We start from the raw sequence: 25,336 nt of genomic DNA, 5'->3' as shown, positions 1-25,336 counted from the left end.
CAACCTTGCTGCGAAACGGCGCGGGCAAAAGCAAGGCGTCCCTCCTGCAACCCTTGGATATCAACCGCTTTCCCGCAGCCTGGAACTGGGCGCTTGACCCTCCCTCCCCGCTGCCGCACGGTCCGGGCGACACGCGGGAGGAAACGGCATGGCGATCTATTCGCTCGACGGCGCGGCACCGGAGATGGCGGAGGGCGTCTACGTCGCCGATGGCGCGCGGGTGATTGGGCGTGTCCGGCTCGGGCGCGGCGTCGGCATCTGGTTCGGCGCCGTCCTGCGCGGCGACAACGAGTGGATGACCATCGGCGCCGAGACCAACATCCAGGACAATGCCATTTTGCACAGCGATGCCGGCCTGCCGCTCACCATCGGCGCCGGCTGCACCATCGGCCACAGCGCCATCGTCCATGGCTGCACGATCGGCGACAACACGCTGGTCGGCATGGGCGCGACCATCCTCAACGGCGCCAGCATCGGCCGCAACTCGATCGTCGGTGCCAATGCCCTGGTCACCGAGGGCAAGGCGTTTCCGGACAATTCGCTGATTGTCGGCTCGCCGGCCAAGGTCGTGCGCGAGCTCGACGACGCCACTGCCGACGCGCTGAAACTCTCGGCCGCGCACTACGTCGCCAACGCCCGCCGCTTTGCTGAAGGCCTGAGGCGGATCGACGGCGCACCCTCGGACGTCGGCTAGCCCCACATAGCGAAGGCGACGCCGAGCAGCAGCGCGCTGGCCACGGCGAAGCCGGCGTCGCGCCCGGAAAAGCCGGGCACGTCGGTCAGCGTCCGCGCTCGGCCCGGCGAAAAGCCGCGGGCTTCCATGGCGATGGCGGTGCGCCCGGCGCGGCGGATGGCGAAGGCGAGAAGCGGGATCACCAGCCGCAGGATCGCGGCGGGCGAGGGAAAGCGGCGGAGCGGGCGACCCCGCCGCATGGCGTCGGCGATGCGGATCTGCTGCGCTTTGGCGGCAAGGTCCGGCACCATCTGCATGGCCGCAAACAACGCATAGGCGATGCCGGCGGGCAGCCGGAGATAGGCCATCAGCGCCCGCACGAAGCCGCCGGGATCGATCGCCCGGGCAAAGAAGATCGAGACCATCCCGCCGGCGATCGCGCGCAGAAACAGCACCAGCCCCGCCCGGCCGGCCTCGGAGGCCGCAAGGTCGGCGGAGAACACCGCGACTGCCGAGTTCTCCTGCCGGAAGAGGATGTTGGTGGTGAGGAAGCCAAAACCGAACAGCACGAAGGGCACGGTCAGGCCAAGCAGCACCAGAACGCGCGTGCGGGTGAGCACCACTGTCATCCCGGCAAACAGCAGGATGGCGAAGAGCTGGAAGCCGGGGGTGAACACCATGGTCGTCGCGAGGATCCAGGCGAGGCAAGCGCCGAGCACCGTCAGCGGGTTGACCGCGCCCATCAACGGGCCGCCTGCCAGGTCAGCGCCGGCGCGAGCAGCGGCTCGGCGAGGCCGTTTTCCGCCATCAGCCGGGCATCCAGCAGGAGGTCGCGCGCCGGCCCGATCGCCTTCAGGCACCCCTCCCCGAGGATCGCCACCCGGTCGGCCAGCCGCAGCGCCAGGTCCATGTCGTGGGTGATGACGACGATGGCGCGATCGCGGGCGCGCAGCGCGTCGATCCGCGCGGTCAAGTCCGCCGTGCCGGCGGCGTCGAGCCCGGCGCTCGGCTCGTCCAGCACCAGCAGCGGCCAGCGGTCGGCGGCATCGATCGCCGCCAGCGCCACCCGCCGCTTCTGGCCCTCGGACAGCGTGAAGGGATGACGGTCCTCGAGCCCGCCGAGGCCGAAGCGGTCGAGGGCGACGTTCAGACGCGCGGCCCGCTCCGCCGCGGGCATGGCCGACGGCAGCATGGCGTCGATCTCGTCGCGGACCGAGCCGGTCGCGAACTGGTCCTCGGGATGCTGCAAGGCGATGGCGCCGGGCGCCCCGGTCCGCGCGCCGCCTTTCAGGCGCAGCAACCCGGCAAGGCTTGCACCCAGCGTCGACTTCCCCGCCCCGTTGCGCCCGAGAAGCACCAGCACCTCGCCGGTTTGAACCCCGAGGGAGATTTCCCGCAGCACGACGGGGCCGAGAAACGGCGCGCAATCGGCCTTGTCGAGGCGGGCGATGTCCGCGCCCGGATGCGGTCGCGCTTGCGGCGGCAGCCGCTCGGCAGCGAAACCCGCCACCGCAGCCCTGGCCGCCACCTGAAGCTCAGGCGACAGGCGCTGCAGCGGCGCGAGCGCTTCAGCGAGGGTCAGCGGCGGCGGGTCGAGCGTGATGCCGGCCGCCATCAACGCGGCGTCGAGATGGGCGGCGAGCGGCTGCCAGAGACCTTCCGCGCGAAGGACGGCATGGCTTGCGCGGAACAGCTGGCGCGGCGGCCCCTCGGCGATCACCTGCCCGGATCGGCCGAGCACGACGACGCGGTCGATGGCGTCGATCAGCCCGTCCAGCCGGTGGTCGACCACGAGGCAGGCGCGGTTGCCCGTCCTGTCGTGGAGCACCGCGTGCAGCCGCGCCGCGGCCTCGGGCGAGAGGTGCGCGGTCGGTTCATCGGCGAGGAGGATCGGAGCGTTCTGGGCAAGGATGGCCGCGAGCGCCACCAGCTGCCGTTCGCCGCCGGACATCGAGAGCGAGCGACGCTCGCGCCAATCCGCGGGCAGACCGAGCCGCTGCATCACATCAGACACCCGCGCCTCGATCGCGGCCGGCGCCATGCCGAGGTTCTCGCAGGCGAAGGCGATCTCGTCGCGCACACGCATGCCGCAAAGCACCTGGTCGGCGTCCTGGAAATAATGCCCGACGGTATCGGACCACTCGGCCGGCGAGCGGCTGTCGCCGGGCCGGCCGAACAGGCGCGTCGTGCCCGAGACATCAGCGGGAACGTTCGCCGGCACCAGCCCGGTCAGCGCCAGCAGCAGCGAAGACTTGCCGGAACCGGAGGCGCCGAGCAGCAGTACCCGCTCGCCCGGCAGGAGCCGCAAATCGACCGGGCCGATGGTCGGCGTGCCGGCGAAGGTGATCGCCGTCCGCCGCCATTCCGCCGCGGCCACCCCGCCGCTGGAAGGTGTGCCGCCGTTGCTGAGGCGTGCGTCAGGCAAGCGCCGTCCGCCGGTCGGTGTCGATCTTCAGCCCGTGCAGCACGCCGGTCCGGTAGAGCGCGGCGACGATGGCGTGGCCGAGCCAGCCGCCGAGCAGCGCGCCCGACAGGCAGCGCAGCGCGAACATGGCCACCAGCAGGCCCGGCGCCAGCGCGCCGTAGTCGAAGCGGATCCAGGTGTAGATAAAGCTCGCGATCGCCGCGCCGACGCCGGCCGCCATCAGCACCGGCAGCGAGTAGTTGCGCCAGCGGGTCGCGGCGAACACCGCTTCCGCCCCCGCGCCCTGGATCATGCCCGAGAGGATCAGAAGGAGGCCGCCGGGGCTGCCGAGAAGGATCTCGACCGCCGCGGCCATCACCTCGGCGGCGAAGGCGACGCCGGGCTTGCGGATGATCGCCGCGGCGACCACCGAGGCGATGAACCAGAAGCCCATGAAGACGTCCATCGAGACGGCGCCGAGGGCGGCCTGGGCGATCAGCCAGATCTGCACCCAGCCGAGATAGAGCACGGCAAAAACCGCGCCGAGGACGGCGACGACGAGCGTTTCGCGCAGGGTCCAGCCTGTTCGCATGGCAGTTCTCCGGATGTGAGGGGTCAGTCTGGGGACGTCAGGAAAGGCTGGTGGACACCGGGCGAACAGCCGAAGGGCTGTTCGCCGACAGGGTCACGTCGAGGGCGACGTGGGCCCCCTCGGGCGCAAAGCGCAAAAAGGCTTCCGACAGGGTGGCGAAGACCATCCCGGCATCGCCGGACAGTTTCGTGCAGAAATTCTTCGAGCGGTCGAAGACGCCGGACTGCTTGAGGAAGTCGATGCAGGCGTAGATCTCGTCCATGTGCTCGCCGCGGCCGAGCGGATAGTAGGAGAACTGCGCCGATATTGTCTGGCCGGTGGGGGCTGCGGCCGCGACCTTGGCAAGGCTTGCGGCGACGCGCTGGTCCAGCGGACCGAGCGGGGCGAAGCCTCCCTCGGGCGGCGAGCAGATCGCATCGTCCGGCTCGCCGGGACAGCCGCGCGAGACCGTGGCCGACAGCACCGTGTGCATCCCGCCGCGGGCGGCGGAAACGAAGAGGTCGCGCATTGCTGGGAAGAGCTCTTCCGGCGGGCCGACGAGGAGCGTCGAGAGGTCGTCGGTCTCGATCCTGAACCGCGGGCGGTAGGGATCGAGCGCGCCGAGCGCACCGAGGATGACGGCGACGAAATCGTCGGTCATCGGGTAAAGGGAAATCTGTGCGCCTGAAAACATCGCTCGCCTCGCTCCGCTGGCATTACCCAGATCAGCTTGAGGGTTTGAAGGCCTGCGCCCTCGTCTCAGCCCCGGCATTGCGGAGCACCCCTGTCGTGACGGCGTGTCTACGCCCCGCGGAGGTCGGGCACAAGGGCTTTTCGCAAGGGGGCGCGGCACCCCGACGTGGCCCGGCGGCGCCGCAGCAGCGTTGCGTCTCCCGCCACAACTGGCACTCCCGCGAAAAATTCGGCAGAAGGGGCGGCCAACCGGGACCCCGCCATGACGCGCACGCTGTTTTCGCCCCTCGCCCGCTCGCTGCCGGCCAGCATTCCCTTCGTCGGGCCGGAAGCGCTGGAGCGCCAAGCCGGCACGGCCTTCAAGGCCCGGCTCGGGGCGAACGAGAGCGTGTTCGGCCCCTCCCCCGCCGCCATCGAGGCGATGCGCGCGGCGGCCGCGGAGAGCTGGGCCTATGGCGATCCCGAGCAGGCCGAATTGAAGGCGGCGCTCGCCGCGCATCACGGGCTGAAGCCGGAGAACATCACCGTCGGCGAGGGCATTGACGGCCTGCTGGGCCTCCTGGTGCAGCTCGCCACCGAGCCGGGCGATGCTGTGCTGACCTCGCGCGGGGCGTACCCGACCTTCAACTACCACGTCGCCGGCCATGGCGCGGTGCTCGACATGGTGCCTTACCGCGACGCCCGTCCGGAGATCGCCGAGGACATCGACGCACTGATCGAGCGCGCCCGCGAGACCCGGCCGCGCCTCCTCTACTTCGCCAATCCGGACAACCCGACGGGCTCCTGGCATTCGGCCGAAGCGGTCGGGCGGCTGATCGCCGAGACGCCGGAGGAAACGATCCTGGTGCTCGACGAGGCCTATTGCGATTTCGCGCCGGCGTCCGCGCTGCCGCCGATCGACCTTCTCCGGCCGAACCTCCTGCGCTTCCGCACCTTCTCGAAGGCCTACGGAATGGCGGGCGTCCGGGTCGGCTACGCCATCGGCGATGCCGGCTCGATCCGCCAGTTCGACAAGGTGCGCAATCATTTCGGCGTGTCGCGGATCGCCCAGGCCGGCGCGCTCGCAGCGCTCGGCGACCAGGCGTTTCTCTTTGACGTCGTCGGAAAAGTCGCGGCAGGACGGGCGCGGCTGGCCTCGATCGCAACGGCGGCAGGGCTTTCGCCGCTCCCCTCGGCGACGAATTTCGTCGCCATCGACTGCGGCCGGGATGCGGCCTACGCGAAAGCGGTGCTCGCCGGCATTCTGGCGGAGGGCGTCTTCATCCGCATGCCCGGCGTCGCGCCGCTCGACCGGATGATCCGCGTCACCGTCGGCCGCGAGCCGGACCTCGCTCTGTTCGAACAGGCGCTGCACAGGGTCCTGAACGGGCTCGGCCGCAACGGCTGATGCGGCTGTCGTCGTGGGTCCGGTAAGACCAGCCCCAGGCGATCAGTGCCGGGCGATCCAGTCGCGGGCGGCGCGCAGCGCCTTGGCGATGTCTGCCTTCGACATCTGGTCCGCGACTTCCTGGCGGTGGAAGGCGGCATCCTCGACACCGTCGCGGGCGGCGAGGTTGAAGTACATGTGGGCGGCCACGAGATCGACCGCGCCGTCGCGGCCGAGCGCGCAGAGCAGGCCCATCTGGAACAGGACATCCGGCGACGGGGTGAAAACGGTGGCGCCGATGGTGCCGGTCGAGTGATCCGAGAAATCGAAGCGTGCCATGTCCGAAGGTCTCCTGATGGTGCGGTTCGCCGGTTGCCCCGGCCGCTCTCTGCTGCCTTGGAGAATGCACCCTTCGCTTCAACACCCGCTTAAAAGGCGTGGCTAATTTGAACTAAACACCACGCTCATCTTTCACTAACCTTTGGCCATCCATTCTTCCGCAGCCCCTATACGGCAGCGCTGACAGCAAATGCGGCGGAATACGGGCAGGCGGACGGTGAACGCTTGCGTAACCATCCCGCGAAACAGACCCTCATCTTCAGCCATTCCGATCCAAACCGAAAAGGCTTGTTGCGCGGCGGCCAAACCACCGCTTTGCCACCGCCACTGGCCTGGTTTACGTCTTGGCTGCGGGAACCGCGCAAGCGCCGGCACGGCGCCGCATTCCGGCTGGGGAGGATAAGAATGAACCGCATCATGATCGCTGCCGCATCGCTCGCGATGATCAGCTGGAGCGCTGTGGCCGCGGAGCCGGTCGTCGGCAATTGGAAGACCGCCAGCGGCGAGACCGCGAAGATCGCGCCTTGCGGCGGCGACTACTGCATCACGGTCACTACCGGCAAGTTCAAGGGCAAGCAGATCGGCAAGATGAGCGGCGCGGGGGCGGACTACGCAGGCGAGATCCTCGACCCGCAAGCGGACAAGACCTATTCCGGCAGCGCCAAGGTCAGCGGCGCCTCGCTGAAGCTCACCGGCTGCGCGCTGAAGATCTTCTGCAAGAGCCAGACCTGGTCGCGGCTGTGACCCCCGGCAGACAGCAGCGCAGCCACCAATCTTTCCCGCCGGAACCACTGGCAGCAGCAATGTCCCGTGCTAGCCTCGGCCGGAAGGGCGCTGCGTCCCGCTGTGGGTCTCGCGGGCGGCGTGACGCCGTGCCGATTAGGCCGCGCCTTGCGGCTCGAGAGTCTGCTGGTCGGGATTTTGCTGGTCGAGAGGGAGAGGTGCCGTTGGCCCGGCCGATCTGGTTCGCACTCGTCGTCGTCCTTGCCCTCGCGCTGCTGCCAGTGGCGGTCTGGCTCGACCTCAGCCATCTCTCCGACGTCGCGCTGCGCTCGCAGGCGACCAGCCTCAACGCCATCATCACCGACATTCGCGGCTACTACAGCAAGAACGTCGTCGGCCGCATCCTGGCCTTCGACGGCAAGACGGTCACGGCCCACAACTACGCCGACATTCCCGGCGCCATTCCCATCCCCGCGACGCTGTCGCTCGAGCTTGGCGACGTCATCGGCAAGCGCGGCGAGAACATCGGCTACCGCTTCGTCTCCGATCTCGTCTTCGCCAGCCGCGAGCCGCATGTCCTCGACGGTTTCGAGCGCGGCGCGCTGGCGGCGTTCCGGGCCGAGCCGCAGGAGAGCCGGCCGGTGATCACCGAGGTCACCGGCTCCATCTTCGACCGGCGCATCCGCCTCGCCGCGCCCGTGGTCATGGCCGAGGCCTGCGTCGCCTGCCACAACGTCCATCCCGAGAGCCCGAAGCAGGACTGGAAGGTCGGCGACGTCCGCGGCATCCAGGAGGTCTCGATCGAACAGCCGATCGCGGCGAACCTCTTCTCGTTCAAGCACCTCTTCGCCTACTTCACGGGCGCCGCGCTGTTCGGCGTCGTCTTCGCCGCCCAGCAATGGCGACAGGCGCACGCGTTTCGCCGGATGAATGCCGATCTCGAGGAAACCAACTCCTTCCTCGCCTCGATCTCGCTGAAGATCTCGAAATACCTGTCGCCGCAGGTCTACAAGAGCATTTTCAGCGGCGAGCGCGACGTGGTGATCTCGACCGAGCGCAAGAAGCTCACCATCTTCTTCTCCGACATCAAGGACTTCACCGTCACCTCCGAGCGATTGCAGCCGGAGGAACTGACGCGGTTGCTGAACGAGTATTTCACCGAGATGTCGGCGATCGCGCTGGAGCATGGGGCAACGCTGGACAAGTTCATCGGCGACGCGATCCTCGCCTTCTTCGGCGATCCGGAAACGCGCGGCGCGGCCGAGGACGCCAAGGCCTGCGTCGCCATGGCGATCGCCATGCAGCGGCGCATGGTGCAGCTCAACACCGAATGGCGCCGCCGCGGCATCGAGAAGCCTTTCCAGGCGCGGATGGGCATCAACACCGGCTACTGCAATGTCGGCAATTTCGGCAGCGTCGACCGGATGGACTATACGATCATCGGCGCCGAGGCGAACCTTGCCGCGCGGCTCGAGCAGATCGCCGAGCCCGGCGGCATCGTGATGAGCTATGAGACCTTCGCGCTGGTCGAGGACGGGGTGCGCGCCCATCCGCTGGCGGCGATCAGCCTGAAGGGCATCAGCCGGCCCGTCATCCCCTATGCCGTCGACAACATCCACGACGCCGCCGCCAGCACCAGCGCCAACGGCGTCATCGACGAGTTTAGCGACGGCGCCCGCATCTTCATCGACATCGATCGCCTGAGCGAGAACGAAATCACGCGGCTCGAGACTGTCCTTGCCGGCGCGGTCGGGGCGCTCAGAAGCCGGCAGGCTGCGCCGGCCTGAAGGACGCAGTGGCGGGCTTGCCCGCGGTCGGTCCGATCCTCAGGCCGCCCGGCGCTCTGCCCGCTCGAAACGCCCTTTGCCCCGGCGCTTGGCGTCGTAGAGCGCGTCGTCGGCATGCCGAATGAGATCGTCGGGCCCCTCCAGGCTGTCCCGGTCGCAGCCGACAAAGCCGATGCTGACGCCGATCTCAGCGGCCGTGCCTTCGATCAGAAAAGGCACCGCGATCTCGCGGACGATCGTGCTGGCCAGCAGCGCAGCGCTCGACCCGACTTCCTGCGCGTCGCTGCAGAGGACAGCAAACTCGTCGCCGCCCAGCCGGGCGCAGAAGGCATCGGCCGGGGCCAGCGCCCGGATGCGATCGGCGACCTGGCGGAGCAGCTCGTCCCCGGCGTAGTGGCCGAGCGTATCGTTGATGTCCTTGAAACCGTCGAGGTCGAGCAGCAGCAGCGCGAAGCTTTGCCCCTCGCCGCGCACCTGTTCGATCTGCCGGGTCAGTTCAGTCGCAAACAGCGCCCGGTTGGCAAGCCCCGTCAGCGGATCGAAATGCGCCATGCGGTCGAGTTGCTGGTTGCGCAGCGTCAGCCTGTCGGAGGTCGCCCGCAGTTCTTCCATCAGGAGCTGGCGCGCGTCGTGCGCCTTGGCCAGGAGCCCATTCGCCCGCAGGACCATCGAGAGGAGCAGCGCGCCGAGGGCGACAAGGGCGAGGGTGATGTAGACTGACGCTTCCTGCAGGCGGAGCAGGTCGCGCTGCCCATCGGCCGCCTTCTGCGCCCCGTATTGGTTGGCCTCGGAGGCAAGGCCCATTAGCGGGCGCTCGTAAAACGCCAGCATGTCGCTCATCCGGGTGGCCGAGGCGGGCGACAACCCTTCCGCCATCACGCCGCCGACCTCGGCGATCGCCTCGGCGTAGGATCCGAGCAGCAGGTCGCGCCGGGGCGAGGCCCGCATGAAGGCGCCGAATTCGCCGTTGGAAATCGTAGCCAGCCGGTTCAGCAGGATGTCAAAACGCAGGCGGATTTGCTGGACGGAGGCATCCGTCGGGGTCGACGCATAGTCCCGCAACTGGCCGCGAAACCGCAGCAGCTCGGCCACCGACTGGCTGCCGATGAAGACGGTGTTGTTGTTGGAGATCTGCGCGATGGCCAGATGCTGGCGCTCAATGATCAGCGACACATAGGCGAAGGCGGCGATCGTGACCGCCACCAGCACCAGAAGAAGGGTCTTGAGCTGTCGCATGCCGCCGATGTTTACTCGACGATGAAGCTGGCGACCTGCCAGACCGAGCGCGTGTAAAAGACGTCGCTCCGCAGGTTCGAAGCGCTGTCATAGGGGTAGACGATAAACAGCGGGCCCTTGTCGCTGACCGGCATCGGGGCGCCGTTGCGCCGGTAGGCCAGGATCGGGCGGTAGTTGGTGAAATCGGAGATCGGCACGCTGACCTGGTAGTCGTTCAGCGCCGTGACGAGGAGCGTATCTCCCTTGGCGCCGACCGCCTTCATCAGCTTCTGCAGATCGACGCCGACAAAGGTCTGCTCGCCCTCGGTCCACGGGGTCGTGGTGACGATCTCGGTCGCATCCAGCGCTTCGAGCGAGGCCAGGTCGAAACGGGCCTGGCCCTCCCCGTTGTTATTCTCGATCTTTCCCCCGACGGTGAGGATGACCTCGCCTTTCGGCACCGACAGTTCGCCGGCCCACGCCGCCGGCAAAAACGCCAAGGCGGCGACCCAGAGAAGAAGACCTCTCGCAAACCTGACCATGATCACCCCGGCTTTCCGTTGGGTTCACAATGGGCCGAGATACCTAAGTTTGCTCTAAGAAGTATTTGCCGAGGGTGCGCCGCGAAGCAATATTCCGCGTCGCACCCAATAACAGTGTAGCGAACGTACCAAGCTGGAGCCGGAGTCTGATCGTAAGCTATCCTGCCTAATCAAGCTTCATAAGATGCCGAGAAGTTCTATTTCGCGCGTTGTCCGAACAGCACCTTCTGCGCATCGGCATCATTGGCGATGTTCTTCCGGTGCTCAGCCCCGATGGCGAGGCCTTTCTCGACGGCAGGACGCGCCTTTACGGCTTCGAACCAGCGCTTGAGGTTCGGGAACTCTTCGAGGGTCTGCCCCTGGTTCTCGTGCGGGACGATCCAGCCGATCGAGGCCATGTCGGCGATCGAATAGTCGCCGGCGAGATATTCCACCGCGCCGAGGCGCTTGTTCATCACGCCGTAGAGCCGATGCACCTCGTTGGTGTAGCGGTCGATGCCGTAGGCGATCTTCTCGGGCGCGTACTGTCGGAAGTGATGCGCCTGGCCGGCCATCGGGCCGAGGCCGCCGACCTGCCAGAACAGCCACTCGTCCGTCGCGACACGTGCGCGCTCATCGGTCGGATAGAACTGGCCGAACTTGCGGCCGAGATACTGCAGGATGGCGCCGGACTCGAAGACGGAGATCGGCGCGCCGCCCGGGCCTTCCGGATCGACGATCGCCGGCATGCGGTTGTTCGGGGCGATCTTCAGGAAGTCCGGCTCGAACTGCTCGCCCGTGCCGATGTTGACGTAGTGCATCTCGTAGGGGACGCCAAGTTCCTCGAGCATGATCGAGACCTTCCAGCCGTTCGGGGTCGGCCAGTAGTGCAGCTCGATGGGCTGGGTCTGGGTGGTCATGTCAGCTTCCTCTTGCGGATGGCAGATGGGGCTAAGCTAGGGCGGCTGTTGTGCGGCGCAATCGCTGCAGCCTGAACGGACCGTTCGACCGTCATGTCGATGCTCTCGGTTGGTCCGCGCGGTTTGCGCCCGCCGCATACAGGGCGGCGTCATCGACGCTTCATGTTCGGAGGCGAGTAAAGCAGGCCTCCGCCATCGTTCCGGCGCATATTTGACGTCTCGGCTTCCGCCAGCTTCCCCCGGCGATTAGAGATAGGGCATGACCAAGTTCTTCACCGCCCGCCCCGCCCCGATCCTCGTCACGCCGCCGGCCGCGCCGATGCAGGTCTTCGAGGACCCGGCAGCCGCAGTCGCCGAACTGCAGCGGCTCTACCAGCGCGCCGTCTCGTTTCTCTGCGAGAGCTTTGAAGAAGTACTGGCGAGCGGCGATACCACGCGACGTTTCCGGGCCTATTACCCGCAGGTCTCGCTGGTCACCGACAGCCACGCCCGCGTCGACAGCCGCCTCTCTTTCGGCCATGTCCCCGGTCCCGGCAGCTATGCCGCCAGCATCACCCGGCCCGACCTCTTCGAGACCTATCTCACCGAGCAGATCGGCCTCCTCATCCGCAATCACGGGGTCCCGGTCTCGGTGGGCGACTCCGGCACCCCGATGCCGCTGCACTTCGCCTTTCCCGAAGGCTCCTATGTCGACGGCGCTTCGGCCGAGAAGCTCGACAAGCCGCTGCGCGACATCTTCGACGTGCCGGATCTCGCCTCGACCGACGACCGCATCGTCAACGGCAATTTCGAGCCGAGCCCGGGCGAGCCGATGCCGCTCGCGCCCTTCACCGCCCAGCGCGTCGACTACTCGCTGCACCGCCTGGCGCACTACACCGCCACCAGCCCGAAGCATTTTCAGAACTACGTGCTGTTCACCAACTACCAGTTCTACATCGACGAGTTCTGCATGCTGGCGCGCGAGCTGATGGGCCGTGGCGGTGGCGGCTATACCGGCTTCATCGAACCCGGCAACATCCGGACCCTCCCCGGCTATGATGCGCCGGAAACCGGCATGGCACCGCTCCGACTGCCGCAGATGCCGGCCTATCACCTGATGCGCGAGGGCGGTGCCGGGATCACCATGGTCAACATCGGCGTCGGCCCGTCCAACGCCAAGACCATTACCGACCACATCGCCGTGCTGCGCCCGCATGCCTGGCTGATGCTCGGCCACTGCGCCGGCTTGCGCAATTCCCAGGCGCTCGGCGACTACGTTCTGGCGCATGCTTATGTCCGCGAGGATCACGTGCTCGACGCCGACCTGCCGGTCTGGGTGCCGATCCCGCCGCTCGCCGAGGTCCAGGTCGCGCTGGAGGAGGCGGTCGAGGAGATCACCGGCCTTGAGGGCTACGAGTTGAAGAAGATCATGCGCACCGGCACGGTCGCCACCATCGACAACCGCAACTGGGAGCTTCGCGACCAGAAGGAGCCGGTTGAGCGGCTGTCCCGGTCGAGGGCGATCGCGCTCGACATGGAATCGGCGACGATCGCCGCCAACGGCTTTCGCTTCCGCGTGCCCTACGGCACGCTGCTCTGCGTCTCCGACAAGCCGCTGCACGGCGAGTTGAAACTGCCGGGCATGGCGACCGACTTCTACAAGCGGCAGATCGCCCAGCACCTGCGAATCGGCATCCGAACCATGGAGAAGCTGGCGGACATGCCGCCCGAACGCCTGCATTCGCGCAAGCTGCGCTCCTTCTTCGAAACCGCGTTCCAGTAGGCGCCCGCATGTCCCCCCTGTCACAGCGCCGGCAGATCGCCGGCGGCGTCGCCTTGTTTGCGGCCATCGGCCTCGGTTTCGGCTTGCTCGCCGGCTTCTTCGGCGACCGCGTGCATCTATTCGACACCGCAGCGCACTTCCGGGCGCATGCCGCAATCCTGCTGTTTCTCGTCGCCATCGTCCTGGTGTGGTCGCGGCTGTACGCGGCAGCGCTGGCCTCGGCCGTCGCCGCTTTGCTGGGGCTCGCCACCGTCCTGCCCTACATGCTGCCGCCGCCGACCATCGCCGCCGCCGCCGGCACCCCGCGCTACACACTCCTGCAGATGAACCTGCGCTTCGACGCCCCGGACAAGCCTGCGGCGCTGCGGCTGATCGGCAAGCTCTCGCCCGACGTGATCACCGTGCAGGAGGTCTTCGACGGCTGGCGGCCTGTCTTCGACGCCATTGCCGGGCGTTATCCCTACCAGTTCTACTGCAACCATTCCGACGGCTCGAGCGACGTCGCGATCCTGTCGCGCCGGCCGTTCGCCGAGGGCGATGTCGGGGTCTGCGATCCCACCAGCGGCTTCACGGCCAAGCGCGTCGACTTCAACGGGTTGCAGGTGATCGTCGGATCCCAGCACCTGCGCTGGCCCTCGCCCGGGCGGCAGTGGATCCAGGTGGCGCGGCTGGCCCCGACGCTGGCAAAGCTCGGCGATCCCCTGGTGATCGCCGGCGACTTCAATGCCGCGCCCTGGAGCGCAGCGGTGCGCACGATGGCGGCCAACAGCGGAACCCGGATCGTCGCGGGCATCGGACCGACCTGGTTCATCAACTTTCTGCCGCCGGTCTTCGCCCGCTTCATTGGGCTGCCGATCGACAACATCCTGACTTCAGCCGGGATCGAGATCCTCAAGATCGAACGCCCGGAAGCGACCACATCGGACCACCTGCCGGTGCTCCTGACCTTCACTTTGCCCTTCGCCAATCCGGAAGAGCCGAAAGTGCAGACCGTCGCGCGGTAATCGGCCTGCGCTGGCCAGCCGGCCGGCCCGCTATTGCGGCTCGATGGCCTCCAGAACAGCCTTCAGCGCCTCGGTCCGCTGCTCGATGATCGCGGCGCGGCAGCCGGGATAGGAAAGATATCGGCCGTTCTGGCCATATTCGGCATCGTCGAGATAGACGAGGCAGGACGTGTCGCGGTAGGCGAGCCAGGCCCGCTGCTCGTCCAGCAGCGCAGGCTTGCTGTCCTCGGCGATCCCCGCCATCAGCTTCTTCCAGGCGACGCTGAGACGGGCGTCCTCCCGGTCCACCCAGGCCCCGCCGCATTCGCCCATGTCCGCCATCGTCGCATCGGCGTCGCCGACGCAGGCGTCGTATTTCTCATCCGCCAGAGCCGGCGCAGCGAGAAGGGGCAGGAAGAGAAGAGGCAGGAAGAGAAGAGGCAGGAACAGGCGCATGTCATTATCTCCGGGTTTCGGCAAACCCCGACGGGCGGGGACATTTCAGGCTCGCGGACCGACAAAGGCGCGGTGTCAGGCTGCGTCGGAATGCGCCTGCATCGCCATCCTGATGATAATTCCCTTGGCGGCGAAAACATCGCCGAGCATCGTGTGAGCAAAGCCGCGACTGGCATGTCCCCGGAGATCGTACCGTCGGCCGAATTCGACGATGGCGGGATGGTCGGCCTCGACGGCGCGGACATCGCCTTCCGTCATGCCGAGTTCGGGATGCGCACGAAACACTTCCCACATCCGCACGTAGAAAGCGAAACGGTCGATCGGCCCGTCCTCGGACGGCACGAGCCAGAGCGTCCAGCGATCGTAGGTGTCGTCATAGACCCAGAGGGCCGCACGCGGATTGACGCCGTCGCGGTCGAGGACATCGAGAAGCTGGTGACCCTTTCTCACCAGAAGATCTGTATCCATTTCAGCACTCCCCTCTCCGGGTCGCCAACGGCCAGCACCATCTCTCGCGCCTGCTCGATCGTCGCATCCTGGTAGCGGCTTGTCGGGCTCCATCCTCGCACGATGACCCAACTGGCGGCAAACGGGGGATCGCTGCGCCGTCGTTCCGCAAACCTGTCGGCGAGATCGGCGGCGACCACGAGGCGTTCGAGATCGTGGTCGTACACCGTGCTCAAAAACCGCCGGTCCGGAATCACCTCCGCCAGAACCTGCCGGGCGATGCATGCCTTCAGCCCGAGTTCCACCGCATAGCCCGCCAGATAGTAGGCGTTGCCCGCGCGGTGGTGCGAAACCAGCAGCCGGGCATCGTCGATCTTGGCCTTGGCCAGCATCTGCAGGTCGGGACGGCGCATGGACGCCATCCTCACCCGCGTCGGCGGGGCCGGCAAGCCGCGATTGCGGAGCCGGCCACGCCGTCACATCGTCTGGTAGACCGGCCCTTCGCCGCCCTGCGGCGGCACCCAGTTGATGTTCTGGTTGGGATCCTTGATGTCGCAGGTCTTGCAGTGCACGCAGTTCTGCGCGTTGATGACGTAGGCCGGCTCGCCCGCCGTCTCGACCCACTCGTAGACGCCGGCCGGGCAGTAGCGCTGCGAGAGCCCGGCATAGACGTCGTGCTCCGAGATTTTCTGCAGCGCCATGTCCCTCACCTGGAGATGCACCGGCTGATCTTCCTCGTGGTTGGTGTTCGACAGGAACACCGAGGACAGCTTGTCGAAGGTCAGCTTGCCGTCCGGGCGGGGATAGTCGATCGGGCTGTGCTCGGCCGCGGGCTCGGTCGAGGCGTAGTCCGGCTTGCCGTGCTTCATCGTCCCGAACAACGACACGCCGAGAAGCTGGTGCGTCCACATGTCGATGCCGCCGAGGGCAACGCCCAGCGCCGTGCCGAACTTCGACCAGAGCGGCTTGACGTTGCGCACGCGCTTCAGGTCGCGGCCGATCGAGGATGTCCGCCAGCCCGCCTCGTAGTCCGACAGCCGGTCGTGCGCGCGGCCCGAGGCGATCGCGCCTTGCGCCGCTTCCGCCGCCTGCATGCCCGAGGCGATGGCGTTGTGGACGCCCTTGATCCGCGGCACGTTGACGAAGCCGGCCGAGCAGCCGATCAGCGCGCCGCCGGGGAAGACCAGCTTCGGCACCGACTGCCAGCCGCCCTCGGTGATCGCGCGGGCGCCATAGGCGATGCGCTTGCCGCCCTCAAGCAGCGCCGCGACGTCGGGATGCGTCTTGTAGCGCTGGAACTCGTCGAAGGGCGACAGGTACGGGTTCTTGTAGTTGAGGTGGACGACGAAGCCGACATACACTTGGTTGTTTTCGAGGTGGTACAGGAACGAGCCACCGCCGGTCTTCATGTCGAGCGGCCAGCCGAACGAGTGCTGCACGAGGCCCGGCCTGGCCTTCGCTGGGTCGATCTCCCACAGCTCCTTGATGCCAAGGCCGAATTTTTGCGGCTCGCGCCCCTCGGCGAGGCCATAGGTGCGGATCAGCTCCTTGGCGAGCGAGCCGCGCACGCCCTCGCCGATGAAGACGTATTTGCCGAGGAGCGCCATGCCGCGCTGGTGCATCGGGCCGGGCTCGCCCGACTTCTCGATGCCCATGTCGCCGGTCGCGACGCCGATCACCGCATTGGACTCGTCGTAGAGGATCTCCGTCGCGGCAAAGCCCGGATAGATCTCGACGCCGAGCGCCTCGGCCTTCTCCGCCAGCCACTTGCAGACGAGGCCGAGCGAGACGACGAAGTTGCCGTGGTTGTCCATGAGCTTCGGCATCAGCGCATTGGGCAGCCGCATCCCGCCTTGCGCGCCGTAGAAGTAGAAGCGGTCCTCGGTCACCGCCTGGCGGATCGGCGTCTCCTCCTCGCGCCATTCCGGCAGGAGGACGTCGAGCGTCGAGGGATCGAGCACGCAGCCGGATAGGATGTGGGCGCCGACCTCGGCCGCCTTTTCGAGGACGACGACCGTCCGCTCGGGATCGAGCTGTTTCAGCCGGATCGCCGCGGCGAGCCCTGCCGGCCCTGCGCCGACGATCACCACGTCGAATTCCATGCTTTCGCGCTCGGGGGTCTCGCTCATGTCGTCTCCATCGTCATTCGGCAAAATCGTCCGGTCCCGCCGGTGGGGGCGAGGGTCCGGGCCGTCGGTCGAGGCTGTGCAAGTGGTGCCGCGCGGGGCGGACTATGCATCGGTCGCCCGGGAGAGGCGGCGTTTCCTGCTCCATCCGATGCCGCATTTAGAATAGCTCGAAAATTGCCCAAAGCGAGGCCCCATCAGCGTTTTCGCACCCCCGACGTCGCGCCGCCAACCGGCCGGGGCGCTCGGCTCACCCAGCATTGCGTCCGTGCGCGCCGAGAGCCGCCGCCGCCCCCTTGTGCATTTGCCGCCGGTCGCACCCGGTCGCGCTTTGCCGTCGGCCCTGCTTGCGCTAAGACGATCGCATGATGCCGAGCGGAACCCCTGCCCAGATGCGTGCCGCCGCGGCCGCCCTTCTCGACTGGTACGCGGCTGCCGGCATCGACACGGTGATGCTGGATACGCCCCGCGACCGCTTCGCCGAGACCGAGGCGGAACTCGCCGCCCGCGCCGGCCGACGCCAGGGTTTGGCCGAGGCGCCCGCCATGGCGAAAAGCGCTGCGTCGGCACCGGCAGAACGGGTCGCGCCGCCGCCGCGACCGACACCGATCGAGAGCTTTCCCGCCGCCGGCATCGCTGTCCCCGACGAGATCGCCATCGCCGACGCGCATGCGCGCGCCACCTCCGCCGCGACGCTGGCCGAACTGGAAGCGGCCCTGGCGGGTTTCCAGGGCTGCAACCTGCGCCTCACCGCCCGCTCGCTGGTCTTCGGCAGCGGCCGCGAGGATGCCGACATCATGCTCATCGGCGAGGCGCCGGACCGCGACGAGGATGTCGCCGGCGAGCCCTTCGTCGGCAAGTCCGGCCAGCTGCTGACCCGGATGCTCCTGGCGATCGGCCTCACGCGCGAGGATGTCCGGCTGGCCAATGCCGTGCCGTGGCGGCCGGCCGGCAACCGCCCGCCGACCCCGATCGAGACGCAGATCTGCCAGCCCTTCATCGCCCGCCAGATCGAACTCGTGCAGCCGAAACTCGTCGTCTGCTTCGGCCCCTACGCCGCCAAGGCGATCCTGAACCTCGACGAAAGCTTCCTGCGCCTGCGCGGTCAGTGGCAGACTTACAGTTTCGGCGTGGACTGCAACGAATCGATCCCCGCGCTGCCCATGCTGAGCCCGACCTACCTGCTGAAGCACCCGAACCAGAAAAAGCTCGCCTGGCGCGATCTTCAGGCCGTGAAAGCGCGGCTCGACGAGTTGATGGCGCCGGCAGGCTGAGAATCGTTCCGCCGGGTGCGAAGCTGCACCGCGCGGCATCGGCCGATAAGCGGCGGGACCCCGGTTCAGGCGTCGGTGCCGACGCCTTGCGGCCGGCCAGTCAGCGCGCGGATCTCGGCGGCGACGGATGGCGACACCGGGTTATAGACGATCATCCCGAGGTCCGGTCGCCCGTCGACAGCGAAGGCGGAGAATTCAAGCTCGATCGCACCGAGGACGGGATGGTTCAGCCGCTTCAGCCCCTCCCCCTCGGCGTGGACGTCGTGCTCGCGCCACAGTGCGGCGAACTCGGGGCTGACCCGGCAAAGCTCATCGACGAGATCGGCCACCTCCGACACCGCCCCAGCCCGCGCGGCATCAGCGCGGAACGCACCCACCACGAACCGCGCGAGGGCATCCCAGTCGTGCTGCGCGGCCCGCACCTTGGGGTCGCAGAAGACCCGGCGCAGGATGTTGCGCTCGCCCGGCGGCAGCGCGCCGTAATCCGTCAGCACCACCGCGGCGGCGCGGTTCCAGGCGACGACCTCCCAGGTCGCGGTCTTGACCAGCGCCGGGCTGGCCTCGAGCGAATCCAGCAGCCGCTGCAGCCTTGGCGTCACCGAGGATGCCGGGTGATAGCGGCGCTCCGGCGGGCGCCCGAGCGCCAGCATGAAGAGATGTTCTCTCTCCGTCTCGGTCAGCATCAGCCCGCCGGCGATGCGGTTGAGGACGTCGGCCGAGGGCGCGCCGCCGCGCCCTTGCTCCAGCCAGGTGTACCAGGTGGCGCTGATATTGGCGCGCTGAGCCACCTCCTCGCGCCGCAGGCCGGGCGTGCGCCGTCGCCCGGCAAAACCGAAAGACGCGGGATCGAGACGCGCCCGTCGGTCGCGGAGATAGGCGCCGAGGAAATTGTCGGACAGAGCAGCCATCGCGATCCCGTCAGTCATTATACCAGGATAAGGTCACTACTTTAACAGGATAAAGAGTTAGCCCACTCCGAGGGTCCCAGCAAATCCGGAGACCCCGACCATGCAAATCTTCCTCACCGGCGCGACCGGCTTCATCGGCTCCGCCATCATTCCCGAACTCCTCGGTGCCGGCCACGCGGTGCTCGGCCTCACGCGGTCGGATGCCGGCGCGGCGTCGCTCGAGGCGGCTGGCGCAACAGTCCACCGCGGCGACATCGAGGACCTCGAGAGCCTGCGCAGCGGCGCCGCACAAGCGGACGGCGTCATCCACACCGCCTTCGACCACGACTTCACGAACTTCGCCGCCAATTGCGAAAAGGATCGCCGGGCGATCTCGGCCCTCGGCGCGGCGCTCAACGGATCCGAGCGTCCGCTGGTCATCACGTCGAGCACCGGCATGGGCAACGGCGCGCCGGGGCAGCTGGCGACGGAGGACCGGTTTGACCCGGACCACCCGAACCCGCGTACCGCCTCGGAGCGCGCAGGCGCCTCTATGCTAGCGGCCGGCGTCAACGTCTCCTTGGTGCGGCTTCCGCAGGTCCACAATACGGTGAAGCAAGGCCTCGTCACCTCCTTCATCGCGCTGGCCCGCCAGAGGGGCGTGTCGGCCTATCTCGGCGACGGCACCAACCGGATGTCGGCCGGCCATGTCCTCGACGTCGCCCGCCTCTACCGGCTGGCGTTCGAGCGCGGGGAGGCCGGCGCGCGCTATCATGCCGTCGCCGAGGAGGGCATTTCGCTCCGCGAGATCGCCGGCGCCATCGGCGCGGGTCTCGGCGTGCCGACCGTCTCGCTTTCGGCTGACGAAGCCGACGCGCATTTCGGCTGGCTGGCGCGGTTCGCCGGTGCAGACCTTGCCGCCTCGAGTGCGCAGACCCGGACAACGCTCTGCTGGCAGCCCGCGGGTCCCGGGCTTCTCGCCGACCTTGCGGCGATGGACTACGCGGCCTGAGCCAAGTGCGGAGAAGGAGCGGACGGCGCCGCCTGTCATCCGGTCTGCCGTCAGCGGCTCGCGCTGCTGACGGCAGGGGCGGCCGGCATTGCCCTGCCAAAGAAGGCGACGACCGCCGTGTTGAAATGCTGCTTGAACAAGGCGCGGTCGAACCAGTCCCCGTCCGTGCAGATTTCCGCCCAGACCGCGGGCTCCAGCGCCTGAAGTTCCGGCTTGCACGGCGCCATGAAGGCAAAATGTCCCGCGCCACGCACCGCGTGGAACTCCGGCTCCACCGGCAAGGCGTCGCGCACGTGGGCAGCGTTTTCGGCCGTCGACACGCGATCGTCATTCTCGCCCGACCAGAGTTGGATCGGCACCCGCACCTCTTTCAGCCCATCCGCATAAAAGGCAAAGCCAAGGCCCGGTGCCGCGATCACCGCCGCCCTGATCCGCGGCTCGTTCACGAAGGCGGATGCCGACATCTTCGGCGCGCCGATCTTCGCGATGTCGCCAAGGATCCCGCTGGCGCAGACATAGTCAGCAGGGTGCGCGTTGCAGTAGTCCGGCACGCCGGCAATGTCGGGAACGCCGCCGACGGAGACAAGTGCAGTGTAACCGCCGGCGGAGAAACCAAACAGACCGATGCGCCGGGCATCGAGATGCCCCCGGCCCTTCCAGTCCCGCAGCATGAAGTCGACGGTGCGGGCGACGTGACGCGGCCGATCGATCATCCAGCGCAAAGCCGGTGCGGCGTTGTCCTCGTAGTTGTTGCCGGTATGGGTCATCGCGACGACGACGTAGCCCGCTTCGGCGAGCACCTTCGCCGTATCGGCGTGGCCACCGAGCCAGCCGCCATAGCCATGCGAGATCACCACGACCGGCAGGTTCTCACCGGCGACCGGAGCGTCGATCGCCAACGCCTGGCGGAACGGCGTGTTCGGCACCGCGGGCACTGGTGCAGCGCTCGGATACCAGATGCCGAGCGCCAACGGGCTGTCGCCCGGATCGGCCGCCTCCGCCCATTGAAAGCCAGCGGCATTCGAGGTCGCGGTCATCGCCGTCATCGCCAGAAAGCAGCCTGCCAGAAAGGCGAGAGACGTTTCGAAGATCCTCATTGTGCCATCGATCCCTGATCGGCCAAGCCCGATCCCACCGGGAATGATGGCCAGCGACAGGAAATCCCGCGACCTGAAACCGGTTCGAGGTCGTCCTGGATCGTGAAACAGGCCAATGTGGCAGCGCCTATTCCTCGCAGACGCTGGTCATGCCTTCGATACCGCTGCCTTTCGTCATTGCCATCCTGCTGGCGCTGCTGCTCGGCGAGCTCGTGCGGCAGGAGAACGGCAGCCGGCCGGTCTTTCTGGCCCTGATTGCAGCCTGCATCCTGCAATCGGTGCTGCTCGGCCTGCGCTGGAGTTATGGCATCGACTGGGTGCGGCCAATACTGCCGGTCACCGCTGCCGCGGGCCCGGCCTTGGTCTATGCCAGTTTCGGCGGCCTGTCGCGGCAGGAGGGTCCACAACTCTGGCTGCACGCCCTGCCGCCCCTGTTCGTCGCGCTGCTCGTGCTGTTCTGGCGCGCGGCGATCGACGCAGCCCTGGTCCTGATCTTTCTTTTCTACGCCGGCAGCTTGCTGCAGCTTGCCCGCGCCGGGCCCGACGGGCTCGGCCAGGCGCGGCTCGAGGGTGCCGCCCCGGCCCATCGGGCCATGCTGCTGGCCGCCGGTGCCTTGGTGGCGTCGGCCGTCACCGACCTCCTCGTGGCAATCGACCTCGAATGGTCCAGCGGCGCGCATGCGGCTTTGATCGTCGCCATCGCCAATCTCGGCGGTTTGATCGCCATCGGCTTTGCGGGGCTGGTGGGCGGCCGCAGCCAGCCCCAGGCAGAAACCGTCACGACCTCGCCTGAAACGCCCTCCGTCGACGCGGGCGAAGACGCCGCGGTCCTTGCGAGGGTCGAGGCGATGATGGTCGAGCGCCGGCTGTTTCGCGATCCCGAGCTCAGCCTCGATCGGCTGGCGCGCCGGGCCGGCATTCCCGCGCGCCGCATTTCCGGCGCGATCAACCGGGCGACGGGCCGAAACGTCTCGCAATACGTCAATGAATTCCGCATCGCCGAGGCCTGCCGGATGCTGGTGGGCACGGACCGCTCGGTCACTGAGATCATGCTCGACGTCGGATTCCTCACCAAGTCCAACTTCAACCGCGAATTCCGCCGCGTCGCCGGCACCAGCCCGAGCGCCTGGCGGAGTTTGGCCGAGCCCGCTGACACGGTGCTGTCCAAATCACCGGCCATGCGCTAGGGAACGACCGCCCGGTTTGCTGCGCCCGCGAAGAAGCTTTCCGGCCGCGATGTCGGTTCACGGTCGACCCGGAGTCGCAATCCTGCCTGTCGATGGGGCGGCGAACCTCTTATGGTCGCCGGGCCGCATCGGCCCCCGTCGAAAGCCTGCCATGACCTCCCTTCTGCCGATCGTCTCGCTGCTGATCTCGACCTTCTTCCTGATGGCGGGCGCAGGACTGCAGGGCATTCTCCTCCCCGTTCGCGGCGCGATCGAAGGCTGGTCGACCTATGAGATCGGCTTGCTCGGCACTGGCTACGCCATCGCCTTCACCATCGGCTGCCTCGTCGTGCCGCGCATCGTGCGCCAGGCCGGGCATGTCCGGACCTTTTCCAGCCTCTGCGCGCTGCTGGCCATTGGCGTCCTGATGCTGGCGATGATCGTGCACCCGATCGCCTGGATCCTGATCCGGGGCCTTGCCGGCTTCGCATTGGCTGGCAGCTACATGATCATCGAGAGCTGGCTGAACGAGCGCGTCACCAACGACACCCGTGGCCGGGTGTTCTCGCTCTACATGATCATCTCGATGCTCGCGATGGCCGGCGGCCAGTACATCATGCCGCTCTCGCGCCCCGAGCTGACGACGCCGTTCATGATCTGCGCCATCCTGTTCGCGCTGGCGGTGATCCCGACCGCGTTGTCAAAGGCGCCCTCCCCCAAGCCGCTGACGACGACCAGCCTCGACCTCAAGCTGATCTACCGCAACTCGCCGGCGGCAGCGGTCGGGGTGTTCCTTGCCGGTGTCCTGTCGGGCGCCTGGAACAACATGTCGCCGGTGTTCGGCCAGCGCCTCGGCTTCTCCAACACCGAGATCGCGACGCTCCTCGCCGCCACCATGGCCGGCGGCATCGTCTTCCAATACCCGCTCGGGCGGATGTCCGACCGCATGGACCGTCGCTACGTGATGACCGTCGCCGGCCTCATCGGCGTCGCCATCGCACTCGTCGCGCTCGTGTCGCAAAGCGGCAATGCCTACTGGCTGTTCGCCACCGCCTTCATCCTCGGCGGCGTCATCTACCCCGCCTATTCGCTGACGGTCGCGCACGCCAACGACTATGCAAGGCCGGAGGACTTCGTGAAGGTCTCCGGCGGCCTTCTCATCCTCTACGGCTTCGGCACCATGGGCGGGCCGCTCCTCGCCGCCTGGCTGATGGAGACTTTCGGCCCTTCCGGCATCTTCGCCGCCACTGGGGCGGCGCATGCGATCTTCGCCGGCTACGCCTACTACCGCACCTTCCGCCGCAGCGCGCCGCCCGCCTCCGAGCGGTCGGACTTCCAGACGACGCCGCTGGCGCGGACCCAGACCCCCGCCTCCTTCGCGCTCGATCCGCGCGCCGAGAACGCGCCGCAGAACGCCTGAGCGGCAGGCGCGGTCGGGCCGGCAGTCTCTGCAGGAGATAGTGCGTCAGGCTTTGTCCATGGCGCAGGTATGCGCCACCACGGCATTCGCATGGCCGTGCCCCATGCCGTGCTCGCGCTTCAGCATGGCCACGAGCTCCATGTGCCTTGCCGGGTAATGCTGGCGAACGAGACCGATCCAGTCGGCGATAGGCCGGCCGTACTTCTTCTCGATCGAAGGGAAGTAGGAGGCGGGACCTTTGACGGGCTGGTCTGTCATGGCCCGATGAAACCGCTGGGACGCGGTTCCGTCAAGCCGCGCACCGCCGTCACGCTCACCCCGCCGGCGGCGAGACCTTGCGCGCCTTGTTGCGCTCGATGCCGAGGCGGTGCTCGCGGTAGATGATGAAGATGCCGGCGCCGACGACGATCAGCGAGCCGAGGAGCGTCGTCCAGGTGACATCCTCGGCGAACAGGAAGTAGCCGAGCCCGACCGCGAGGATCAGCGAGGTGTATTCGAACGGCGCGATGGTCGAGGCGTCGGCGTAGCGGTAGCAGGCGGTCAGGAGCAGCTGCCCGACGCCGCCGCAGAGGCCGGCGAGCACCAGGACGCAGGCCTGGCCCGGCGTCGGCCAGACCCACCCGAAGGGCAAGCTGACCAGCGAGATCGCCGAGCAGGTCAGCGAGAAATAGATGACGATCGTCGCCGTCTTCTCGTGCCGCACCAGCCGCCGCACCTGGATCATCGCCACCGCGGCGACGGCGGCAGAGCCCAGCGAAGCGAGGATGCCGACCGCCTGCGCCCGGTCGAAGCCGGCCTCGAAGAAGGTGAGGTTCGGCAGCGCCACCACCAGCACCCCGATGAGGCCGACCAGCACCGCCGACCAGCGGTAGAGCCGCACGACCTCTTTCAGGAATACCGCGGCGAAGACGACGGTGAGCAGCGGCGAGGCGTAGGAGATCGAAATCCACTCGGGATAGGGCAGCCGCGTCAGCGCGAAGAAGCCGAGCGACATCGAGGTGACGCCGATCACCCCGCGCCAGACATGGCCCGGCAGGTCGTCGGTCTTCAGCGCCGTGCCGAGATCGCCGAGCCAGGCGAGATAGGCGACGACGGGGATGAGCGCGAAGAACGAGCGGAAGAAGACGATCTGGCCGGGGGGAATGTCGTAGCCCGACAGCTTGATGAAGGTCTGCATCCCGACGAAGACCACCACCGAGATGATCTTCAGTCCGATGCCCCGCGCCGGGTCCGATTGGAGCCCGCTCGCCACTGCTCTGCTCATGCCGCTCATGCCTCTCGGCAGCACGTCCGCGCCGCCTTCTCGCCGGGCGCGGCGTGATGCCGGCCAGTCCGGCTGCGCTGGCGCCCGCGTCCCTTGTCGCCGAGGCCGCCGGCCGTGGCAACCGTCGTCGCCGGCCGCAGGCGTCACCATTTGTCTCCCGCCTTGCCGCTTCGTCATCAAGGCCGCCGGGCCGAAGCTGCGGAAGACGGTTACAGCCGAAGATTGCAGGC

Annotated in this window: 26 protein-coding genes and 1 riboswitch; of the genes, 10 read left to right on the top strand and 16 right to left on the bottom strand. The window is 67.7% G+C overall.

The features are described from left to right. Positions 1 to 148 precede the first annotated feature (148 nt). Positions 149 to 694, top strand: a complete 546-nt coding sequence (locus ACZLZQ_RS08090; protein ID WP_472948910.1) for a gamma carbonic anhydrase family protein — start codon at positions 149 to 151, stop codon at positions 692 to 694. Here the strand turns inward: ACZLZQ_RS08090 and ACZLZQ_RS08085 are convergent. The 4 genes from ACZLZQ_RS08085 to ACZLZQ_RS08070 form a co-directional block, all read right to left on the bottom strand. Then, positions 691 to 1,416: an energy-coupling factor transporter transmembrane component T family protein gene (locus tag ACZLZQ_RS08085; RefSeq protein WP_472931474.1), complete on the bottom strand. Its 726-nt coding sequence runs from the start codon at positions 1,414 to 1,416 to the stop codon at positions 691 to 693. The genes ACZLZQ_RS08090 and ACZLZQ_RS08085 overlap by 4 nt on opposite strands. Continuing rightward, positions 1,416 to 3,098, bottom strand: a complete 1,683-nt coding sequence (locus ACZLZQ_RS08080; RefSeq protein WP_472948909.1) for an ABC transporter ATP-binding protein — start codon at positions 3,096 to 3,098, stop codon at positions 1,416 to 1,418. Before ACZLZQ_RS08080 ends, ACZLZQ_RS08085 begins: the two co-directional genes overlap by 1 nt. Then, positions 3,091 to 3,669: an ECF transporter S component gene (locus ACZLZQ_RS08075; RefSeq protein ID WP_472948908.1), complete on the bottom strand. Its 579-nt coding sequence runs from the start codon at positions 3,667 to 3,669 to the stop codon at positions 3,091 to 3,093. Before ACZLZQ_RS08075 ends, ACZLZQ_RS08080 begins: the two co-directional genes overlap by 8 nt. Positions 3,670 to 3,706: 37 nt before the next feature. Then, complete coding sequence (locus ACZLZQ_RS08070; protein WP_472948907.1) at positions 3,707 to 4,342, bottom strand: YkoF family thiamine/hydroxymethylpyrimidine-binding protein; 636 nt, start codon at positions 4,340 to 4,342, stop codon at positions 3,707 to 3,709. Next, a riboswitch (TPP riboswitch) is annotated at positions 4,334 to 4,444 on the bottom strand. (Overlaps the previous gene by 9 nt.) A gap of 159 nt (positions 4,445 to 4,603) precedes the next feature. On the opposite strand from ACZLZQ_RS08070, the gene ACZLZQ_RS08065 reads away from it, so the two are divergent. Next, positions 4,604 to 5,728 (top strand): pyridoxal phosphate-dependent aminotransferase, encoded by a 1,125-nt coding sequence (locus ACZLZQ_RS08065; protein WP_472948906.1) that lies wholly within the window; start codon positions 4,604 to 4,606, stop codon positions 5,726 to 5,728. 42 nt (positions 5,729 to 5,770) lie between these two features. Here ACZLZQ_RS08065 and ACZLZQ_RS08060 read toward each other — a convergent pair whose 3' ends face one another. After that, positions 5,771 to 6,046: a sel1 repeat family protein gene (locus tag ACZLZQ_RS08060; RefSeq protein WP_472931469.1), complete on the bottom strand. Its 276-nt coding sequence runs from the start codon at positions 6,044 to 6,046 to the stop codon at positions 5,771 to 5,773. A gap of 405 nt (positions 6,047 to 6,451) precedes the next feature. Between ACZLZQ_RS08060 and ACZLZQ_RS08055 the strand changes: the two genes are divergently transcribed. Both ACZLZQ_RS08055 and ACZLZQ_RS08050 read left to right on the top strand, forming a co-directional pair. Then, entirely contained in the window at positions 6,452 to 6,790 is a 339-nt protein-coding gene (locus tag ACZLZQ_RS08055) for a DUF2147 domain-containing protein (RefSeq protein ID WP_472931468.1), read from the top strand. Between the two features lie 203 nt (positions 6,791 to 6,993). Further along, complete coding sequence (locus ACZLZQ_RS08050) at positions 6,994 to 8,556, top strand: adenylate/guanylate cyclase domain-containing protein (protein ID WP_472948905.1); 1,563 nt, start codon at positions 6,994 to 6,996, stop codon at positions 8,554 to 8,556. Positions 8,557 to 8,595: 39 nt separating this feature from the next. On the opposite strand, the gene ACZLZQ_RS08045 is transcribed toward ACZLZQ_RS08050, so the two are convergent. From ACZLZQ_RS08045 to ACZLZQ_RS08035, 3 genes are all read right to left on the bottom strand, one after another. Further along, positions 8,596 to 9,792 (bottom strand): diguanylate cyclase domain-containing protein, encoded by a 1,197-nt coding sequence (locus ACZLZQ_RS08045; RefSeq protein WP_472948904.1) that lies wholly within the window; start codon positions 9,790 to 9,792, stop codon positions 8,596 to 8,598. An 11-nt stretch (positions 9,793 to 9,803) separates the two neighbouring features. After that, on the bottom strand, positions 9,804 to 10,313 hold the full coding sequence (locus ACZLZQ_RS08040) for a putative pterin-binding protein (RefSeq protein ID WP_472949222.1): 510 nt from the start codon (positions 10,311 to 10,313) through the stop codon (positions 9,804 to 9,806). A 197-nt stretch (positions 10,314 to 10,510) separates the two neighbouring features. After that, complete coding sequence (locus tag ACZLZQ_RS08035; protein WP_472948903.1) at positions 10,511 to 11,212, bottom strand: glutathione S-transferase family protein; 702 nt, start codon at positions 11,210 to 11,212, stop codon at positions 10,511 to 10,513. Between the two features lie 319 nt (positions 11,213 to 11,531). Here ACZLZQ_RS08035 and ACZLZQ_RS08030 point away from each other — a divergent pair, with 319 nt between their 5' ends. Together ACZLZQ_RS08030 and ACZLZQ_RS08025 are read left to right on the top strand one after the other, a co-directional pair. Next, positions 11,532 to 12,974 carry an AMP nucleosidase gene (locus tag ACZLZQ_RS08030; protein WP_472949221.1) on the top strand — a complete coding sequence of 481 codons (1,443 nt, stop codon included), beginning with the start codon at positions 11,532 to 11,534 and terminating at the stop codon, positions 12,972 to 12,974. Between the two features lie 8 nt (positions 12,975 to 12,982). Beyond that, on the top strand, positions 12,983 to 13,978 hold the full coding sequence (locus ACZLZQ_RS08025) for an endonuclease/exonuclease/phosphatase family protein (protein ID WP_472948902.1): 996 nt from the start codon (positions 12,983 to 12,985) through the stop codon (positions 13,976 to 13,978). A gap of 30 nt (positions 13,979 to 14,008) precedes the next feature. Here ACZLZQ_RS08025 and ACZLZQ_RS08020 read toward each other — a convergent pair whose 3' ends face one another. From ACZLZQ_RS08020 to ACZLZQ_RS08005, 4 genes are all read right to left on the bottom strand, one after another. Further along, positions 14,009 to 14,413 (bottom strand): lysozyme inhibitor LprI family protein, encoded by a 405-nt coding sequence (locus tag ACZLZQ_RS08020; protein WP_472948901.1) that lies wholly within the window; start codon positions 14,411 to 14,413, stop codon positions 14,009 to 14,011. A 75-nt stretch (positions 14,414 to 14,488) separates the two neighbouring features. Continuing rightward, on the bottom strand, positions 14,489 to 14,881 hold the full coding sequence (locus ACZLZQ_RS08015) for a hypothetical protein (RefSeq protein ID WP_472948900.1): 393 nt from the start codon (positions 14,879 to 14,881) through the stop codon (positions 14,489 to 14,491). Beyond that, positions 14,860 to 15,273 carry a hypothetical protein gene (locus ACZLZQ_RS08010; RefSeq protein WP_472948899.1) on the bottom strand — a complete coding sequence of 138 codons (414 nt, stop codon included), beginning with the start codon at positions 15,271 to 15,273 and terminating at the stop codon, positions 14,860 to 14,862. The genes ACZLZQ_RS08015 and ACZLZQ_RS08010 overlap by 22 nt, the downstream gene beginning before the upstream one ends. A 63-nt stretch (positions 15,274 to 15,336) precedes the next feature. Then, a complete protein-coding gene (locus ACZLZQ_RS08005) occupies positions 15,337 to 16,989 on the bottom strand; it encodes an electron transfer flavoprotein-ubiquinone oxidoreductase (protein ID WP_472948898.1) in 1,653 nt (550 codons plus the stop codon). Between the two features lie 389 nt (positions 16,990 to 17,378). Here ACZLZQ_RS08005 and ACZLZQ_RS08000 point away from each other — a divergent pair, with 389 nt between their 5' ends. After that, the gene (locus ACZLZQ_RS08000) at positions 17,379 to 18,260 is read left to right on the top strand and encodes a uracil-DNA glycosylase (protein WP_472948897.1); all 882 of its coding nucleotides are present in this window, start codon (positions 17,379 to 17,381) and stop codon (positions 18,258 to 18,260) included. Between the two features lie 65 nt (positions 18,261 to 18,325). Here ACZLZQ_RS08000 and ACZLZQ_RS07995 read toward each other — a convergent pair whose 3' ends face one another. After that, positions 18,326 to 19,168, bottom strand: a complete 843-nt coding sequence (locus tag ACZLZQ_RS07995) for a helix-turn-helix transcriptional regulator (RefSeq protein ID WP_472948896.1) — start codon at positions 19,166 to 19,168, stop codon at positions 18,326 to 18,328. A gap of 100 nt (positions 19,169 to 19,268) precedes the next feature. On the opposite strand from ACZLZQ_RS07995, the gene ACZLZQ_RS07990 reads away from it, so the two are divergent. Beyond that, the gene (locus ACZLZQ_RS07990) at positions 19,269 to 20,159 is read left to right on the top strand and encodes an SDR family oxidoreductase (protein ID WP_472948895.1); all 891 of its coding nucleotides are present in this window, start codon (positions 19,269 to 19,271) and stop codon (positions 20,157 to 20,159) included. Between the two features lie 50 nt (positions 20,160 to 20,209). Here ACZLZQ_RS07990 and ACZLZQ_RS07985 read toward each other — a convergent pair whose 3' ends face one another. Next, positions 20,210 to 21,256 carry an alpha/beta hydrolase family protein gene (locus ACZLZQ_RS07985; protein WP_472948894.1) on the bottom strand — a complete coding sequence of 349 codons (1,047 nt, stop codon included), beginning with the start codon at positions 21,254 to 21,256 and terminating at the stop codon, positions 20,210 to 20,212. A gap of 149 nt (positions 21,257 to 21,405) precedes the next feature. Here ACZLZQ_RS07985 and ACZLZQ_RS07980 point away from each other — a divergent pair, with 149 nt between their 5' ends. Together ACZLZQ_RS07980 and ACZLZQ_RS07975 are read left to right on the top strand one after the other, a co-directional pair. Then, positions 21,406 to 22,443: a helix-turn-helix domain-containing protein gene (locus ACZLZQ_RS07980; RefSeq protein WP_472948893.1), complete on the top strand. Its 1,038-nt coding sequence runs from the start codon at positions 21,406 to 21,408 to the stop codon at positions 22,441 to 22,443. Between the two features lie 151 nt (positions 22,444 to 22,594). After that, positions 22,595 to 23,842 carry an MFS transporter gene (locus ACZLZQ_RS07975; protein WP_472948892.1) on the top strand — a complete coding sequence of 416 codons (1,248 nt, stop codon included), beginning with the start codon at positions 22,595 to 22,597 and terminating at the stop codon, positions 23,840 to 23,842. A gap of 45 nt (positions 23,843 to 23,887) precedes the next feature. Here ACZLZQ_RS07975 and ACZLZQ_RS07970 read toward each other — a convergent pair whose 3' ends face one another. Together ACZLZQ_RS07970 and ACZLZQ_RS07965 are read right to left on the bottom strand one after the other, a co-directional pair. After that, positions 23,888 to 24,100, bottom strand: a complete 213-nt coding sequence (locus ACZLZQ_RS07970) for a DUF4287 domain-containing protein (RefSeq protein WP_472948891.1) — start codon at positions 24,098 to 24,100, stop codon at positions 23,888 to 23,890. Positions 24,101 to 24,155: 55 nt separating this feature from the next. Beyond that, complete coding sequence (locus tag ACZLZQ_RS07965; protein WP_472948890.1) at positions 24,156 to 25,106, bottom strand: DMT family transporter; 951 nt, start codon at positions 25,104 to 25,106, stop codon at positions 24,156 to 24,158. Positions 25,107 to 25,336: the final 230 nt, after the last annotated feature.

Source organism: Mesocryomonas lacus (assembly GCF_055730105.2).
Note: the sequence above shows the minus strand (reverse complement) of the source record. Positions and strands in the feature narration are given on the sequence as shown.